The 17,657-nt window shown below is 42.2% G+C and carries 11 protein-coding genes; 5 read left to right on the top strand and 6 right to left on the bottom strand.

Features of this window, described 5'->3' with window-relative positions:
* From hemB to mdoH, 4 genes are all read left to right on the top strand, one after another.
* Entirely contained in the window at positions 1-1,008 is a 1,008-nt protein-coding gene (gene hemB / locus A9479_RS03185) for a porphobilinogen synthase (protein WP_008108557.1), read from the top strand.
* A 273-nt stretch (positions 1,009-1,281) separates the two neighbouring features.
* Positions 1,282-3,945: an ExeM/NucH family extracellular endonuclease gene (locus A9479_RS03180; protein ID WP_064662682.1), complete on the top strand. Its 2,664-nt coding sequence runs from the start codon at positions 1,282-1,284 to the stop codon at positions 3,943-3,945.
* Positions 3,946-4,268: 323 nt separating this feature from the next.
* Positions 4,269-5,888: a glucan biosynthesis protein G gene (locus tag A9479_RS03175; protein WP_064662681.1), complete on the top strand. Its 1,620-nt coding sequence runs from the start codon at positions 4,269-4,271 to the stop codon at positions 5,886-5,888.
* On the top strand, positions 5,860-7,824 hold the full coding sequence (gene mdoH, locus A9479_RS03170) for a glucans biosynthesis glucosyltransferase MdoH (RefSeq protein ID WP_064662680.1): 1,965 nt from the start codon (positions 5,860-5,862) through the stop codon (positions 7,822-7,824). Before A9479_RS03175 ends, mdoH begins: the two co-directional genes overlap by 29 nt.
* A 182-nt stretch (positions 7,825-8,006) precedes the next feature.
* Here mdoH and fusA read toward each other — a convergent pair whose 3' ends face one another.
* The 6 genes from fusA to A9479_RS03140 form a co-directional block, all read right to left on the bottom strand.
* On the bottom strand, positions 8,007-10,091 hold the full coding sequence (gene fusA / locus A9479_RS03165; RefSeq protein WP_064662704.1) for an elongation factor G: 2,085 nt from the start codon (positions 10,089-10,091) through the stop codon (positions 8,007-8,009).
* Between the two features lie 278 nt (positions 10,092-10,369).
* Positions 10,370-11,029 carry a 3-oxoacid CoA-transferase subunit B gene (locus A9479_RS03160; protein ID WP_028834696.1) on the bottom strand — a complete coding sequence of 220 codons (660 nt, stop codon included), beginning with the start codon at positions 11,027-11,029 and terminating at the stop codon, positions 10,370-10,372.
* Positions 11,030-11,039: 10 nt separating this feature from the next.
* A complete protein-coding gene (locus tag A9479_RS03155) occupies positions 11,040-11,747 on the bottom strand; it encodes a CoA transferase subunit A (protein WP_064662679.1) in 708 nt (235 codons plus the stop codon).
* Between the two features lie 9 nt (positions 11,748-11,756).
* Positions 11,757-12,518 carry a 3-hydroxybutyrate dehydrogenase gene (locus A9479_RS03150; RefSeq protein ID WP_064662678.1) on the bottom strand — a complete coding sequence of 254 codons (762 nt, stop codon included), beginning with the start codon at positions 12,516-12,518 and terminating at the stop codon, positions 11,757-11,759.
* Positions 12,519-12,522: 4 nt separating this feature from the next.
* On the bottom strand, positions 12,523-13,704 hold the full coding sequence (locus A9479_RS03145; RefSeq protein ID WP_058155376.1) for a homoserine O-acetyltransferase: 1,182 nt from the start codon (positions 13,702-13,704) through the stop codon (positions 12,523-12,525).
* A gap of 9 nt (positions 13,705-13,713) precedes the next feature.
* A complete protein-coding gene (locus A9479_RS03140) occupies positions 13,714-15,015 on the bottom strand; it encodes a GntP family permease (protein ID WP_064662677.1) in 1,302 nt (433 codons plus the stop codon).
* Between the two features lie 257 nt (positions 15,016-15,272).
* On the opposite strand from A9479_RS03140, the gene A9479_RS03135 reads away from it, so the two are divergent.
* Positions 15,273-17,561, top strand: coding sequence for a TonB-dependent receptor (locus A9479_RS03135; RefSeq protein ID WP_064662676.1), 2,289 nt, complete (start codon positions 15,273-15,275; stop codon positions 17,559-17,561).
* The last annotated feature ends 96 nt before the right edge of the window (positions 17,562-17,657 follow it).

Genomic DNA, 17,657 nt, shown 5'->3' with positions numbered 1-17,657 from the left:
ATGGCCCAATCTGGACTAGACCTTTTCCCATATACTCGCATGCGTAGAATGCGCCGTAATGATTTCTCTCGTCGCCTTATGGCTGAAAACCAGCTGAGTGTTAATGATCTTATTTATCCTGTTTTTGTGCTTGAAGGTAAAAACCGTCGTGAAAGCATTGAATCGATGCCCGGCATTGAACGTTTATCAATTGATTTACTGCTAGAAGAAGCTAAAGAATTAGTTGATTTAGGCGTCCCTGCGCTTGCTATTTTCCCTGTTACGCCTGCAGATAAAAAGTCTCTACTCGCTGAAGAAGCGTATAACGATGATGGCTTAGCACAAAGAACTGTACGCGCATTAAAAGAAACCTTTCCAGAGCTTGGCGTGATCACCGATGTTGCACTTGACCCATTTACTGTGCATGGTCAAGACGGCATTATTGATGATGCAGGTTATGTAATTAATGACGTCACTACCGAAATTTTAGTTAAGCAGGCGCTATCACACGCACATGCAGGTGCTGATGTTGTTGCCCCATCAGACATGATGGATGGGCGTATTGGTGCAATTCGTGAAGCCCTTGAAGCCGATGGCTTTATTCACACTCGCATTATGGCCTATTCAGCAAAGTATGCATCAAGCTACTATGGCCCATTTAGAGATGCTGTCGGTTCAGCAGGAAACTTAAAAGGCGCTGATAAAAAAACTTACCAAATGGATCCTGCCAACTCTGATGAAGCTATTCGCGAAGTGGCTCTTGATTTGCAAGAAGGCGCCGATATGGTAATGGTTAAGCCAGGTATGCCTTATTTAGACATTGTACGCCGCGTTAAAGATGAATTTGGTGTACCAACATTTGCTTATCAGGTAAGTGGTGAGTACGCGATGCATAAAGCCGCTATTGATAACGGCTGGCTGAGTGAGGAAGCCACTATTATGGAGTCTCTATTAGCATTTAAACGTGCAGGTGCTGATGGCATTCTGACTTACTTTGCAAAGCAGGCAGCCCGCTATTTAAATAAGTAATAAAAGCATATTGATATAAAAGGGCTTTATTGCCCTTTTTTATGTTTAAGAACAACACATAGTTGGCATTTATGCAGCGTTACCCCCTATTTTTATAGATAGTAATCACACTACACAGGCTCTGCCTTACCTAAAACCAAACACACAACTGTACGTTCTACCTCAAAAAATAACAAAACTTAATATTGTTAACATTCTGTATTCTATTTGTAATCATTTTTCATTACACTAAGCGTCCCATTTGGGGAAACAAAAACACGGGAAAAAATAATAATGTTGAAAACAAAAATAACGCCATTGGCGCTTGTGTTAGCAAGCCTCAGTGCACCCGCTACCGCTAACCTCGTTATATCAGAATACGTAGAGGGCAGTAGCTATAATAAAGCAGTAGAACTATTTAATAATTCGACAACCCCACTGTCATTGGATGGCTACACCCTAAGTCTCTATTCAAATGGCAATACAGAGGCAAACAATACGCTCGATTTAACCGGTGAACTTGCTGCTAATAGCACTTATGTCATTGTTAATGGTAATGCTTCAGTTGAATTAAAAGAAAAAGCGGATCAACTCAGCGCCGTCACTAACTTTAATGGTGATGACGCACTGGTACTTACGCAAGGCTCAACCGTTATTGATAGCTTTGGTCAACGCGGCGTAGATCCAGGTTCATTTTGGTCTGAAGGTGGCGTACAAACACAAAATAAAACACTGCGCCGTAAAGAAACTCAATTAAACGGACGCACTGATGCCGATGGCGCTTTTAATCCAAGTGAGCTATGGCTGCAATTTGATCAAGATGATTTTAGTGATCTAGGTATCTTTGCAGGGAATTCTTCACCTAATCCAGATCCTGAGCCAGAACCTGAAGATCCCTTACTATGTGGCGCTGATAAAACATTAATTAGCAGTATTCAAGGTGAAGGCGCAAGCAGTCCACTGGTTAACACTGTGGTTGAATTTGAAGGCGTTGTGACAGCTGATTTCCAAGCAGATGATCAGCTCAAAGGCTTTTTTGTAAATTCACTTAATAGTGATGAAGATGCAAATCCCCTTACTTCTGAAGGTGTATTTGTTTACTTTACCAATACTGATGTTAATGTTGGCGACCATGTTCGCGTACAAGGTACTGTTGAAGAGTACTTTGATGCCACCCAAATTGGTAATGTTAGCCAAGTTGCTATTTGTGATACCGGCCTTTCAGCTTATCCGACTAAAATCACTTTACCCGTTATCGATCAAAGTGAGTTAGAAGCATTTGAAGGTATGTTGGTGACCCTAGAGCAGCCATTAGTTGTCACGAATAACTATGGTTTAGGTCGTTACGGTGAATTAGAGCTTGCCACCGAACGTTTATATCAAGGGACACAAGTTGCACTTCCTGGTGCGGCAGCAAATGCGGTTGAAGCGCAAAATCTAACTAAAAAAATACTCGTAGATGATGGCTCAACTCGTCAAAATCGCGACCCTATTGCTTACCCTGTACCTGGATTATCAGCAGAGAATACGCTGCGTACTGGCGATACAGTAAATACCGTTACTGGCGCCCTAGCGTACAGTTTTAGCACTTACCGTATTCACCCAACGGTCACACCTCAGTTTATAGCAACGAATCCGCGTACCGATGCACCAGAGTTAAACCCTGACGCTGATTTACGTGTTGCCAGCTTTAACGTACTTAACTACTTTAATGGCGACGGCCAAGGCGGCGGTTTCCCAACTAGCCGAGGCGCTGACTCAGAAGTAGAATTAATTCGTCAGCAGGCCAAACTAGTTAGTGCTATCAGTGCTATGCAAGCTGATGTGATTGGCTTAATGGAAATTGAAAATGACGGCTTTGGCGAATTTAGCGCAGTTGCAAGCTTAGTAAATGCACTTAATGATGCCGACAGTCAAAATCAATATGCATTTGTGGACTTTGGCGTTGATAAAATCGGCACCGACGCTATTACTACCGCGCTTATTTATCGTGCTGATAAAGTACAGCAAGTAGGAACAGCAGCGATTACAACTGACGCGCCTTTTGACTACAGCAATCGCGCACCTATTGCGCAAAGCTTTAAGTCTTTAGAGACAGAAGAAGTCTTTACTGTTGCCGTTGCTCACTTAAAATCTAAAGGTGGTTGTGGAAGTGCAACAGGTGGAAACGCTGATCAAAATGACGGCCAAGCATGTTGGAACGAAATTCGAACTGCTGGCGCCAATGCATTTGCTGATTGGTTAAATAGCAAACCAACAGGGGTTGATGATGAAGATATCATTCTTGTTGGCGACATGAACGCCTATGCAATGGAAGATCCTATCCGTGCATTTGCTGATAAAGGCCTTAAAAATGTGGTTGCTGAGCTAGATGGCAACACTTTAGGTTACTCTTATAGCTTTTCTGGCCGAGCGGGTAGTTTAGATCACGCCCTAGTCAGTCCAAGCTTATTAAATAAAGTAGTCAGTGCAACCGATTGGCACATTAATGCCGATGAGCCTATCTCGCTTGATTATAACGTTGAGTTTAAATCTGACGCACAACAATCAACCTTATATGCTCAAGGTCCTTACAGAGCGTCAGATCATGACCCTGTTATTGTCGATATTCGCTCGACCATTATCGCGCCACCTGAGCCAGAACCTGAAGTAATTATTGGCGAAATTAATAATATTGGCGGGTGGTTTTGGTGGAAAAGCTACAGCTTTGAAATCCCACAAGGTTATGACGAGCTAACGGTTAGCCTTGACGGTGGCTGGGGTGATGCAAACTTATTTGTACGCCATAAAAGAAACCCGACTCTTTTCAGAAAAGATTGCGCCTCAATAAGCTTCGGTAATAGTGAAAGCTGTTCATTTACCAACCCTAAAGAAGGTAAGTGGCGAGTGCGTGTAAACGGCGCCATTCCTTTTGGTAATGTTAAATTAACGTACAAAGCAACAAAGTATGCTGATTAAGCTTAATTAGTCGGTTAACAATTAGGTATTGTGACCTAAAATATCTATATAGTTACTCAAAAGCCGCTTTCGCGGCTTTTTTATTTTTTATACAAATGTAATTCAGACAAGCTTCAGCAAACATTGCTTACTATCTATGCAAACCTTGATATGGCCTTTATCAAATTTCACACCTTTCATTTATTGTTTAATAAATACAAAGTGTGAAGCTGCGTTACTACACCTGCGCTAAAACGATAATTGCCCAGTCCTGCTAACCCATATAAAAACCATTGAGATAGACGTTACTCTCGCTGTAAATATATTTTTATAAAGGATTCAAAATGAAAGAACGCATTCACCTTATATCAACTTGTCAAAGGGCTTTTAAACCTTTGGTAGGGATGTTGATAGTTTTTTCACTGTGGGGAACGAACAACGCCATTGCAGCAACCTCATTAGAAGCGGCAATACCACAAGGCAGCTTATTTGATGTGATAAGTGCGCGTGCTAAAAAGCTTGCTGAGCAAGATTACATTGCACCTAAAAACATACAAATAGAAGCGCTTAATAGTATTGATTATCAAGACTACCGCTCAATCCGCTTCAAACACGATCAATCGGTATGGAAAGATGAAGGGCTTTATGAGCTGCAACTATTTCACCCAGGTTTTTTATATAAAACCCCAGTCAAAATCAATATCGTTGATCAAGATGCCAAGCTTAGCCGTCTCCCATTTAGCACAGACTTTTATCAATATGATGGAACAGCAGCACACCTAAAAGATGAAATAGCGAAAAGTGTTGAAGGTACACAGTTAGGGCATGCTGGTTTTAGATTGCACTACCCACTAAATAACGATGACTATAAAGATGAAATTATGGTGTTTCAGGGCGCTTCTTATTTTCGCCTAGTTGGACCTAATCAAGTTTATGGCTTATCAGCACGCGGATTGGCAATTGATACCGCACAAACATCTGGTGAAGAGTTTCCTTCATTCAAAGAGTTTTGGTTAGTAAAACCAACACCAGAGCAAACTAATATTACTATTTTTGCTTTACTCGATAGCCCATCGGTAGCGGGAGCCTACAAGTTTGAAATAGACCCAAACACACAGACACGTGTTAACGTCGACATGCAAATTTTTGCGCGTAAAGATGTTAAAAAGCTAGGTATAGCGCCATTAACGAGCATGTTTTATCACGGTGAAAATAGCACTAAGTTTTTTGATGATTACCGCCCTGAAGTACATGATTCAGATGGTTTGCTCACGCAGTCACAAGAGAGTAATTGGGTATGGCGTCCGCTTAATAATCCATCCCAACTCAGTGTAACCTCTTTTTCATATGAGAATCCAAAAGGCTTTGGCCTTGTGCAGCGTGACCGTGACTTTAATAACTACTTTGATATCGAAGCGCATTACCATGACCGCCCTAGCCTTTGGATAGAACCACAAGGTGAATGGGGCAATGGCCGTGTTGAGCTAGTAGAAATTCCAACAGATACTGAAACAAACGATAATATTGTAAGTTATTGGGTTCCTGAAAAGCCGTTCAAAGCTGGAGAGGCATTAAAGTTTAGCTATAAGATGACGACGTTTAATGATTATCTAAGCCAAAATAATTTGGCCAATGTAGCTAGAACGCGTATTGGTAGTGCCGCATTACCTGGTGAAGATAATCCACCGCCGAAAAGCCATCGTCAATTTACTGTTGACTTTACCGGCCCTGATATCAATCAGTTATCAGCAAAATTAGCACTTAGCGCAGATCTTCAGCTGACTACCGGTGAAGCCCGCGATATTACAGTGCAAAAATTACCAAAATCATTAGGTTGGCGTGTTGCTTTTAAAGTCGCTCCCCAAGGTAGTGATCCTGTAGATATGCGTTTATCGCTAAAGCTACGTAATAAAGAAGTGAGCGAGGTATGGAGCTATGTTTGGTATCCAAATGACATCAAGTAAACAAAGCACAGGCACGCCGATGCCTTTTAAAACACTTCGTGTGTGGTTATTTGCTATTGCTGCTATTGGTCTTTCAGGCTATGGCATTTCAATTATGTTTGAAATTTTAAACTCAAATGGCATGACCTTGCTTGAGTATGCACTTCTTGCTTTATTTTCTATTACTTTTGCGTGGATAGTCACCGCATTTTGTAGTGGTTGTATTGGTTTTATACTGCAGCTATTTCGGATAGATCCACTCACACTTAAAAAAATAAAGCCGGTCTCTATTAACAGTGAAGCACTATCACAGCAAAAAACAGCTGTGGTTATGCCTATATATAACGAAGATACGCACAGAGTGATTGCAGGCTTTGAAGTCAGCTTACAATCATTAAAAGCAACTGGGCAATTAAAACACTTTGATTTTTATTTACTAAGCGATACACAAGATACAGCTATTGCTAGTAATGAATTAAGTGCATGGCATGCGTTATGTGAGCGCTTAGGTGATACTGCAAAGCAGGTATTTTATCGTCGCCGTGAAGATAACAAACATCGTAAAGTAGGTAACTTAACCGACTTTTGTGAGCGCTGGGGTAGCCAATACGAGCATATGATTGTATTGGATGCCGATAGTGTAATGACTGGCCAATGCATGCTAGAGCTCACTACCAGTATGCTAAATAATCCACAAGCGGGATTGATTCAGACTATCCCTATTCCTGTGCGCCAAGATACCTTTTTTGGACGCTTTTTACAGTTCGCTTCAATTCTTTATAGTCCAATGTTAGCTACCGGCTCTGCTTTTTGGCAGACCGACAAAGCCAATTACTGGGGCCATAATGCCATTATTCGCGTCAAAGCATTTATTGATTGCTGTGGCTTGCCAACACTAAAAGGTAAAGCGCCTTTTGGTGGTGAAATTTTAAGTCATGATTTTGTGGAAGCCTCTTTATTACATAGCGCGAATTGGGACGTATTATTACTTGCCGATATTGAAGGCAGTTACGAGGAAGTTCCGAGCAACATATTAGATTATGCTGTACGCGATAGACGCTGGGTTCAAGGTAATATTCAACACCTTGGCTTATTATCATCAGCAAAATTAAAGCTAATGAGTAAGCTGCATTTTTTACTGGGTGCAACCGCGTATATATCATCACTCATTTGGTTATCTATGCTGGCGTTAAGTACCATAGATGCGGTAACACGCGCTTTAAATAGCGATGTCTATTTTAATCGCGCCTATCAACTATTTCCAACTTGGCAAATAGCCAAAACAGAACTCATTGACTCATTACTTTACCTAACTATCATTATTTTATTATTGCCTAAACTCATGGGCGTGATTGTTACCTTAGTACACCGTAAGCAGCGCTTTGGTGGTGCATTAAAACTTACTTTAGGGTCTATAATTGAAACCGTGTTTGCCATTATTGTGGCACCATTAATGATGGTTTTTCATGCATATTTTGTAGTCTGTGTATTTTTAGGTAAAAAAGTAAAATGGGACGCTCAACCGCGTGAAGGCAGAATGGTGCCATGGAAAGAAGCGTTTAGTTATACATTGCTTTCTTCGCTGATTGCCATTGTATGGGGTAGCGTTGCTTATTACTTTACGCCAGTCTTTTTTTGGTGGTTATCTCCTATTTTATTAGGGCTCATACTCGCTGCACCTATTGTGCGCTATTCAAGTAGTATCAAGCTAGGCGTTAAGCTCAGACAATGGGGGATTTTTCTCTGCCCGAGTGAAGTCGATAATGATGCAACATTAGCGGCACTTAAAGTACACCTCAAAGAGATAACCGTTCCACCTGTAGGGCGTTATTCAACAGCAATACCGCTGTTACCACAAGAACATAAAGTAACCATGCCTATTCAGAGCTTTAGTAGTGAATCACATCGTAAGAAGTTTAAAGCACTCATCACAAAAACAGCTAATAAGCTAAATTAATACCAATTCGCTTAATTAAGTCAGCTATTTTGAAGATTGGTATAGTCATAATAAATAAAAAAGGAGCAACTAACTGTTGCTCCTTTTTTATGACCGCACGTTTTAATTTTCGAGCTTAATAACCTTCAGACAATAAAAAACCCGCAACAAGTGCGGGTTTTTTTAAAGAGTTAAAGTGCTAATTACTTAGCTGCTTTTTTCTCTTTTTCTGCAGCGATTACTGTGTCAGCTACGTTTTGTGGACATGGTGCGTAGTGTGAGAACTCCATAGAGAACTGACCACGACCTGATGTCATTGTACGTAGTGAACCGATGTAACCGAACATTTCTGATAACGGTACGTCTGCTTTAATGCGAACGCCAGTTAAACCAGCTTCTTGGTCGCTTAACATACCACGACGACGGTTAAGGTCACCGATTACGTCACCTACGTGATCTTCTGGCGTGAACACGTCAACTTTCATGATTGGCTCAAGAAGTTGTGCACCCGCTTTAGGGATAGACTGACGGAAAGCGCCTTTAGCAGCGATTTCGAATGCGATTGCTGATGAATCCACGGCGTGGAAGCCACCGTCGAAAAGTTCAACTTCAACGTCAAGTACTGGGAAGCCAGCTAGAACACCTTCGTTCATCATTGACTTAAAGCCTTTCTCAACTGCAGGCCAGAATTCTTTAGGTACGTTACCACCAACAACTGAAGATGTGAACGTGAAACCAGAACCCACTTCGCCAGGCTTGATACGGTAATCGATTTTACCGAATTGACCAGAACCACCAGATTGTTTCTTATGCGTGTAGCTATCTTCGATTTCACGAGTGATAGTTTCACGGTAAGCAACCTGTGGTTGACCAACGATAAGGTCTACACCGTAAGTACGCTTAAGGATATCTACTTTGATATCTAAGTGAAGCTCACCCATACCTTTAAGGATAGTTTCACCTGAATCTTCATCAGTTTCAACTTGGAAAGATGGATCTTCTGCAACCATTTTACCGATAGCAACACCCATTTTCTCATTACCGCCTTTATCTTTAGGCTGTACAGCAATCGAGATTACTGGAGTTGGGAATACCATTGGCTCAAGTGTTACTGGGTGCTTAGGATCACAAAGAGTGTGACCAGTTTGCACGTTCTTCATACCAACGATAGCGATGATATCGCCCGCTTGCGCTGAAGTAAGCTCTTTACGCTCATCTGCTTGCATCTCAACCATACGGCCAACACGCTCAGTTTTACCAGTAAATGCATTAAGGATAGTGTCACCCTTGTTAAGCACACCAGAGTAGATACGTACGAATGTTAATGCACCGAAACGGTCATCCATGATCTTAAATGCTAACGCTTTGAAAGGTTCGTCAGCAGATACGATTGCATGCTCGCCGTTTTCGTTACCTTCTTCATCCATAAGAGGTTGAGGATCAACTTCTGTAGGAGCAGGTAGGTAATCTACTACTGCGTCAAGTACAAGTTGCATACCTTTGTTTTTGAATGCAGAACCACAGAATGTAGGGAAGAACGCAAGGTCACGAGTACCTTTACGGATACAACGCTTGATGTCTTCGATTGAAGGGATTTCACCTTCCATGTACGCTTCCATTAGGTCATCGTCTTGCTCTACAGCAGTTTCGATAAGCAATTCATGGTATTCATCAGTTTTCTCTACCATGTCTGCAGGAACGTCTTCAATAGTGTAGTTTTCTGGAAGACCTGTCTCATCCCAGATGTATGCTTTTTTGTTTAAAACATCAACAACACCACAGAACTCATCTTCGATACCGATTGGTAAAGTCATGATAAGTGGATTAGCACCAAGTACTTTTTGTACTTGCGCTGTTACACGGAAAAAATCAGCACCCATACGGTCTAATTTGTTTACGAAGATGATACGTGCAACACCTGACTCATTCGCGTAGCGCCAGTTAGTTTCTGATTGTGGCTCAACACCACCAGAACCACAGAATACACCCACACCGCCATCTAATACTTTAAGTGAACGGTAAACTTCAACGGTGAAGTCAACGTGTCCAGGAGTATCGATAACGTTAAAACGGTGATCTTTCCAGAAACAGCTTACTGCCGCAGACTGGATAGTAATACCGCGCTCAGCTTCTTGTTCCATGAAGTCAGTTGTAGATTCACCATCATGAACCTCACCTGTTTTATGGATAGTACCTGTAAGCTTTAGGATACGCTCAGTAGTTGTGGTTTTACCCGCATCAACGTGCGCGAAAATACCAATGTTTCTGTACTTCGATAAATCTGCCATTAATTTTACTCTTAATAAAGTCGATAAATTATTCGGCGGGAGTATAGCATTACTTAAAGCGAACATCACCATAGAAGTCGCTTAAAATGCAATCAATTTATAAAAAACTTGCTTTAAAGATATTTTGAGGTATGAGATGGGCTTAAAAGAGGCATATTATAAACTGTATTTAAACGACTTAAGTCTTTATCAGCGTCATTGTTGAACATCAAAAGCGCAACTGAGTAATGGCATGAAGCAAATACAATTATTTTGCCCCATGCAAATCGTTAGTAAAATCACTCAAAACTCATAGTTTTGACTTTGTCGCTAATAACTAAATTACCCGCAGTTTTGGCTTTGATTTCATCAATAGTCACACCGGGTGCACATTCTAATAAATGAAAAGCGCCATCTTTTATTTCTAATAGAGCCAAATCAGTAATTACTTTATTGATACAACCAACACCGGTTAACGGTAGGTTGCATTCATTCAGTAGCTTTGATTCACCGTGTTTATTAGCATGGGTCATAGTGCAAATAATGTTTTTTGCCCCCGCCACTAAATCCATCGCCCCGCCCATACCTTTGACCAATTTATTAGGGATCATCCAACTGGCAATGTTGCCGCTTTGGTCCACTTCAAACGCACCCAGCACGGTTAAATCAACGTGGCCACCACGGATCATGGCAAAGCTCTCAGCAGAGCTAAAAATAGCGGCACCCGTAGCTGCGGTTACTGTTTCTTTTCCTGCGTTGATCATATCGGCATCTACATTTTCAGCGGTAGGATAGGGCCCCATGCCCAGTAACCCATTTTCTGATTGCAGCATTACCTCAATGCCCTTAGGCACATAATTGGCCACCAATGTAGGTATCCCTATTCCTAAGTTAACGTAGTAGCCATCTTGTAATTCCATTGCCACGCGTTTTGCTATTTGCTCTCGTGTTAATGCCATTATGTGCTCCTTAGGACTTTGCCGCTCGAGTAGTGGTTTTTTCAATACGCTTTTCAAACTCACCTTTAATAACGCGATCGATATAAATACCTGGCGTATGAATTTGGCTTGGCTCAAGCTCTCCGGGCTCGACAATTTCTTCAACCTCTAATACGGTAATTTTACCAGCGGTGGCTGCCATAGGATTAAAGTTCATCGCTGTATGACGATAAATACAGTTACCGTAGCGATCCGCTTTCCATGCTTTAACAATGGCAAAGTCACCGATTATACTGGGCTCTAATAAATATTCGCGCCCCTTGATTGAACGGGTTTCTTTACCTTCAGCCACAGGCGTACCGACACCCGTTGCGGTATAAAACGCTGGAATTCCGGCGCCGCCTGCGCGCATTTTTTCGGCTAGCGTCCCTTGTGGCGTTAGTTCAACATCTAACTCGCCACTTAGTAACTGCTGCTCAAATAACGCATTTTCGCCCACATACGAGGCAATCATTTTGCTAATTTGCTTGTCTTCAAGTAACAATCCAAGCCCAAAACCATCAACACCACAATTATTAGATACTACGGTTAAATTACGTGTCCCTTGGCGTTTAATTTGTGCAATCAAGCCTTCAGGAATACCACACAAACCAAAACCACCAGCAATCACGGTCATGCCATCTTCAAGCCCAGTCATAGCGTCACTGTAGCTTGTTACTACTTTATCAAAACCTGCCATTGGCTCCTCCTATTGTGCAGTCCAACCGCCATCAATAGCGATTGCTTGAGCGGTTATGTTGCGTGCAGCATCTGCCATTAAAAAACTCACGGTATGCAAGATTTCGTCTAAGCCGATAAATGCCTTTTTCGGCATGGGTGCCAGCATAATGGTGTCAATTACTTGTTGCTCAGAAATACCATGCTCTTTGGCTTGTGCGGCAATTTGCTGCTCCACTAATGGCGTTTTTACATACGCTGGGCACACTGTATTAATAGTAATATTGGCATCACCTGTTTCTAATGCCATGGTTTTAGCAAAGCCAATTAAGCCATGCTTCGCGGCGATATAAGCAGATTTATACTTAGAGGCCACCATGGCGTGAATAGAACCTATATTAATAATGCGGCCAAAATCTTGCTCACGCATGCGTGGCAGTACCGCTTTAGTCATCATTGCGGGACCTACCAACATCACTTGCTGTAAAAGCAGCCACTTATCTGCAGGAAAGTCTTCTAATTTCGCTACATGCTGTATTCCTGCATTATTAATTAATACATCCACAGGTAGCGTAAAGGTGCTAAAAAAATCTTCAATCGCTTGGCTATCTGCCACATTCAATGCATAGCCCTGAGCGTTACCGCCCTGATTAACTATTTTTTGCGCGGCTTGTTGAGCTACCTGTTCATTAAGGTCGGTCACAATAATGCTATGCCCAGCTCGGGCTAGCTGCTCAGCAATGTGTAGCCCTATACCACTAGCCGCGCCGGTGATTAATACGTTTTTACTCATACTGCTACTCCTCTAAAAATTCACTGATCAGCTGCGCTTTAGGCGAGATTGAAAAAATTCCATCGAGATGCCCCCAGCCGCCTTCAATTTCAGAAAGCTGAACCTCTTTCCCCAGCGACTTCATTGACTCATATACAGTGCGCATATTTTCAGGGCGTAGCAGTAAATCATTGGTTGCAGGCAATAACAGTGTTTTAGCGCTAATTTTTTTAAGTGCTGCGCTTAAGTTGCCTTCCATACCGGCAGTAAACAGTTGTGATGCCCGTACCAAATACAATACATGATTTGCATCTTGGGTTTTTGCACGCGCCATTGCACGCTGTGCTAGTACTTGGTTTAACTTAGGTAAGGTACGAATGTCTTTTAACGCGCCTTCATCAAGTACGTTAAAGTCAGGGAAGCTAGCGTTATAAATAATTGGATGCATCGCATCTTGGGTAATATTTAGCATGGTTGCAGCAAGTCCATCTAATGGGCGCTCCTTGTCGTAGTAATTACCTTGCTGCCAGTTTTTATCTAAACGAATGGGGAGTGCCCATTTTTCAAGCGCAGCGACAGTCCATGCATCCATGGTTGCTGCACCAATAACATGGATTAGGCGTTCAACCTGATCTGGATAACGCGTTGCCCACTCTAGCGCCTGAAAAGAGCCCATAGATGCGCCCATCACGGCATGTAATTTAGTAATGCCCAAACTCTCTAATAAGCGTTTTTGTACGTTAACAAAATCAGTAATAGTGACCACTGGAAAATCCAAGCCATAAGGTTTACCTGTCGCAGGGTTAATTGATGCAGGCCCCGTAGTGATTACGTGTGGATCATGCCAATTAGCATTGACTAAGGTGTCAGAGCTGATCACAAAATACTTGTTAGTATCTATGGCTTTTCCTGGGCCAATTAACGCATCCCAGTACCCTGCTACGGCGTCGTCGGCTGAATATTTACCTGCTGCATGAGAGGTTCCTGAAAAATAATGAGTGATCAAGATTACATTATCTTTGGCTTTGTTAAGCTCACCATAACTTTCCCAACCAATATCAACCTGTGGCAATGTTGTACCCGAAACCGTTGTGAAGTTTTCTGTGCTGAAATGTTGCTTTTCTACTAGTAATGGCTCGGCTTTATCAGCGCCAGACACCGTACTACTAAATAAAAACAGCAACCCTATTATTAATATTGTTTTCATTGCAATTCCTTAAAAAGTGATGAATAAGCTCAGCGCAAGAGCCACCCCAACCAATGGGATAACCACCGTCAATGCGGCTAATGGCCAATAAGCGCGTTGATGTGTTTCTTTACAAATGGCACGTATAGTTGTGACCACGTAACCATTATGTGGCAGGCTGTCTAATGCACCAGAACTAATAGCAACCACTCTGTGTAATTGCTCTGGATTAACCCCCATATCCAAATATCCTGGAGCCACAAGCGGTAGTGCAATCGCTTGCCCGCCGGATGCTGAGCCCGTTAATCCGGCTATTACGCTCACGGCAACAGCAGCCCCCACTAACTCATTACCTGGCATATGAGTCATAGCATCAACAGCAGCAATAAACGCCGGTGATACTTTAGCCACTGCGCCAAACCCTACTACAGCAGCAGTGTTACCTATAGCAACTAAGGCGCCAGTGGTCCCCATATTGATGGCATTTGCCATGTTATGAAAATACTTATAATTGATGACCACAATACTTAAAACACCACCAAGCAACGCCACAATTAGTGCGGTTTGTTGTAAAACATCATGCAACATAAATGATAAGAGTAGCACCACCAGCAAAGGAATTACGCCGGTGATTGGATGAGGGCGTTCACGCTCTAAAATAATTGGGTCGTCTTCTCTAGCATCAAAACGCTCACCTTTGGCAACCGCCTTTTTAATCATTTTATTTAGCCAAAAGTAACCGACTGTTGCCATAAAAATGGCCACTACTAAGCTTACTTCCCATGCCGCATAGGGTGAGGTACCTAAATACTTTACGGGTATCCAATTTTGAATTTCAGGCGAGCCCGCAGAGGTCATAGTGAATGTCACTGAGCCAAACGCTAATGTTGCGGGTATAAAGCGCCGCGGCAAATCGGCATCTTTAAATAAACTGAGCGCCATCGGGTAAACCGAAAACGCCACAATAAATACACTGACTCCGCCATAAGTCAGCACGGCACAAGCAATCACCACCGCCAGCACCGCATGCTTCATACCTAACTTGCCAACAATGTAACTGGCTACACTATCTGCTGCACCAGTATCTTCCATAAACTTACCGAACAACGAGCCCAGTAAAAACATAAAAAACCATGCACTTAAAAATCCAGCAAAGCCATCCATGTACGCGTTAATAAAATTACTGTCGGCAGTCACCGGGAATATAGCCATCCCGCTTGTTAGTGCCACCAACAATGCACATATTGGCGCGGCAATAAATAAATTGACCCCGCGCAAAGTTAAAATTATCAGCAGTATTAAACCGCCTAACAGCCCTATCATGCTCAGCATAGACATTCCTATAATTATTGTTATTACCCAGATGAGGTGACATCGCAGTAACTGTTGTTAGTTTTATCGCTCAGCGCAAATAAAGACATAGCACTAAGGTACTATACGTTATAAAACTTACATAAAAATCATATAAGTCAAGGTGTTAAGCTTTTATAGCACTATGGTACTAATTCATTTTTTAACACTACCTTCTACATTAAGTGCAGGTGACATGAGCAAACAAATAATCAACTAATAACAACAGGAACACACCAATGATAAAGCTCAAACAAAATATCACACCCGTTACACTCGCTGTTTCACTCGCCTTATTAAGTGCAACATGTGTGGCAGCTGAACAAGCGCCTAAAGTAAAAAAAGCAGAGTTAGAGCGAATAGAAGTAACCGCTCGCAAAACCGTTGAAAACTTACAAGAAGTTCCGGTTGCGGTGACCTCAATTGGCGCACAGGAATTAGCAGAAAACGGCATCAGCGTAATGACTGAAGTACAGCAGTTTTCACCCAACACTACGCTACAATCAAGCCGAGGCACTAACTCTACCATCACTGCGTTTATTCGCGGTGTAGGTCAGCAAGACCCGCTTTGGGGCTATGAACCTGGCGTAGGTATTTACATTGATGATGTATACATCGCCCGCCCGCAAGGTGCCGTGCTCGACTTACTTGATGTACAACAAATTGAGGTGTTACGTGGCCCACAAGGTACGCTATATGGCAAAAACACTATTGGTGGTGCAGTAAAGTATGTCACCAAAGAAATGAGCGGAGATGCAACGCTAAATATTCAAGGCACCGTAGGCAGCTACAGCCAAAAAGATTTAAAAGTCACTGGGCAGCTCCCGCTTATTGACGAAAAACTCTATGTTGGTTTTGGTTTTGCCACATTGAACCGTGATGGCTATGGTGAATTTTTAACGTCAGCGCTTGATAATCAAGACCGCGAAAACTATAACAAAGATGTTACCGCAGCACGGGTTACGTTAGAGTACACCCCTACCGATGACTTATTCTTTCGTTTTGCGTGGGATAAAACTGATGATGACTCCAACGCGAAAGGCGGGTATCGCTTACTTCCAAGCTTGTTAACGAATGCGCCTGTACCCGATAGCGTGTATGACTCTTATACTAGTTTACCTACATGGAACAAAGTAGAGCTTGAAGGTATGAGCTTAACTGCTCGCTGGGATATGAGCGCAAACACCAGCATTAAATACGTTGCAGCAACAAGAGAAAGCTATTCACCAACCAATATCGACTTTGATAATACCTCTTTACCTATTTTTGATGTTCCAGCCATTTATGACGATGAACAAACCACGCATGAGTTGCAGCTAAATCACAGTGGCGATAACTACAAATTAGTATCGGGCTTATATTACTATGATGGCGAATCGTGTGGCCAGTTTGAAGCAATATTAGGTGTGCTTGGTCAAAGTTTAGGTGCCCCAGGGCTTACGCGTGAAGTAAGCGGTTGCAGCAATTCCACCAGTAAAGCGGCATATATACAAGGAAGCTACGACTTTGATGAAAAATGGTCAATGACACTTGGCGCGCGCTATACCAAAGACAGCAAAGAAGCGGTTGTAAATAATGGTCTTATTTTTGACATTGTTTACCCTGAATCAGGTTGGATCCCGGGTTATGTTCGCCCAGAAGGACAACTCGTGCCTACGGTACTTGATGACAGCGAAGATTGGTCACGCTTTACACCTCGTGCGGGTGTTGAATATCAATATAATAACGACATCATGTTTTTTGCTAGTTACTCGCAAGGGTTTAAGTCAGGGACATTTAATCCACGAGCTACAACAGCAGAACCTGCAGCAAGGCCCGAAGTGGTTGACTCTATTGAGTTAGGCATGAAAAGCGAATGGAATGATAATTTACGCGCCAATTTAACTGTATTCACACTTGATCATAAAGACCGTCAGTACATATCGGTATTACCCGGTGACAGCGCCGCCGATTTAAACCAGCGCTTAGGTAATATTGGCGAGTCTAAGTCTGATGGCGTTGAATTAGAACTTAGCTATGTTGCAAACGATGCACTAACTTTTGACGCGTCAATAGGTTACATCGACAGTAGTTTTGAAAATGTAATTGATACCAATCCTGATACCGGTGAAACATTTGATAAATCAGACCGTTTTAGTGTTTCAAACACCCCAGATCTAACTTTTAACTTGGGCGCTACCTATCGTTTATACACAGAAATGGGCGACTTCGTTATAAACGGTAATTATTACCATCGCGGTGATTATGCGTTATTCGAAGAAGATAGCCTCTTAACACAAGACGCCTACGGATTATTAAATATTGGTGTTACTTGGTATAGCGCAGATGGCCATTGGACTGCGGGTATTTATGGTAAAAACTTAACCGATGAAGAATACATGATTGGAGGTTACCAGTTTGTAGCACCCGACCCGTCAGATCCAACTGATACCAGCAAATACACACCGGGTCTTGGTGGCGATAATACCTTAATTGGTTATTACGGTGACCCCCGCACAATATCACTCACTGTGGGCTATCGTTTTTAAAATTTAATTTAAGCGTTAAGGTTTGTCTGTATATCCCCACAGACAAACCTTGTTTCACATCGCAAAATCACATATAACTTAATGCATTGGAGACTA

The organism is Pseudoalteromonas sp. MQS005 (assembly GCF_001661605.1).
Lineage (GTDB): Bacteria > Pseudomonadota > Gammaproteobacteria > Enterobacterales > Alteromonadaceae > Pseudoalteromonas > Pseudoalteromonas tetraodonis.
Note: the sequence above shows the minus strand (reverse complement) of the source record. Positions and strands in the feature narration are given on the sequence as shown.

Excerpts from the sequence above, each read along its gene's own strand:
- hemB (WP_008108557.1), top strand. The coding sequence starts at position 1 with ATGGCCCAATCTGGACTAGACCTTTTCCCATATACTCGCATGCGTAGA.
- A9479_RS03180 (WP_064662682.1), top strand. The coding sequence starts at position 1,282 with ATGTTGAAAACAAAAATAACGCCATTGGCGCTTGTGTTAGCAAGCCTC.
- A9479_RS03175 (WP_064662681.1), top strand. The coding sequence starts at position 4,269 with ATGAAAGAACGCATTCACCTTATATCAACTTGTCAAAGGGCTTTTAAA.
- mdoH (WP_064662680.1), top strand. The coding sequence starts at position 5,860 with ATGTTTGGTATCCAAATGACATCAAGTAAACAAAGCACAGGCACGCCG.
- fusA (WP_064662704.1), bottom strand. The coding sequence starts at position 10,091 with ATGGCAGATTTATCGAAGTACAGAAACATTGGTATTTTCGCGCACGTT.
- A9479_RS03160 (WP_028834696.1), bottom strand. The coding sequence starts at position 11,029 with ATGGCATTAACACGAGAGCAAATAGCAAAACGCGTGGCAATGGAATTA.
- A9479_RS03155 (WP_064662679.1), bottom strand. The coding sequence starts at position 11,747 with ATGGCAGGTTTTGATAAAGTAGTAACAAGCTACAGTGACGCTATGACT.
- A9479_RS03150 (WP_064662678.1), bottom strand. The coding sequence starts at position 12,518 with ATGAGTAAAAACGTATTAATCACCGGCGCGGCTAGTGGTATAGGGCTA.
- A9479_RS03145 (WP_058155376.1), bottom strand. The coding sequence starts at position 13,704 with ATGAAAACAATATTAATAATAGGGTTGCTGTTTTTATTTAGTAGTACG.
- A9479_RS03140 (WP_064662677.1), bottom strand. The coding sequence starts at position 15,015 with ATGCTGAGCATGATAGGGCTGTTAGGCGGTTTAATACTGCTGATAATT.
- A9479_RS03135 (WP_064662676.1), top strand. The coding sequence starts at position 15,273 with ATGATAAAGCTCAAACAAAATATCACACCCGTTACACTCGCTGTTTCA.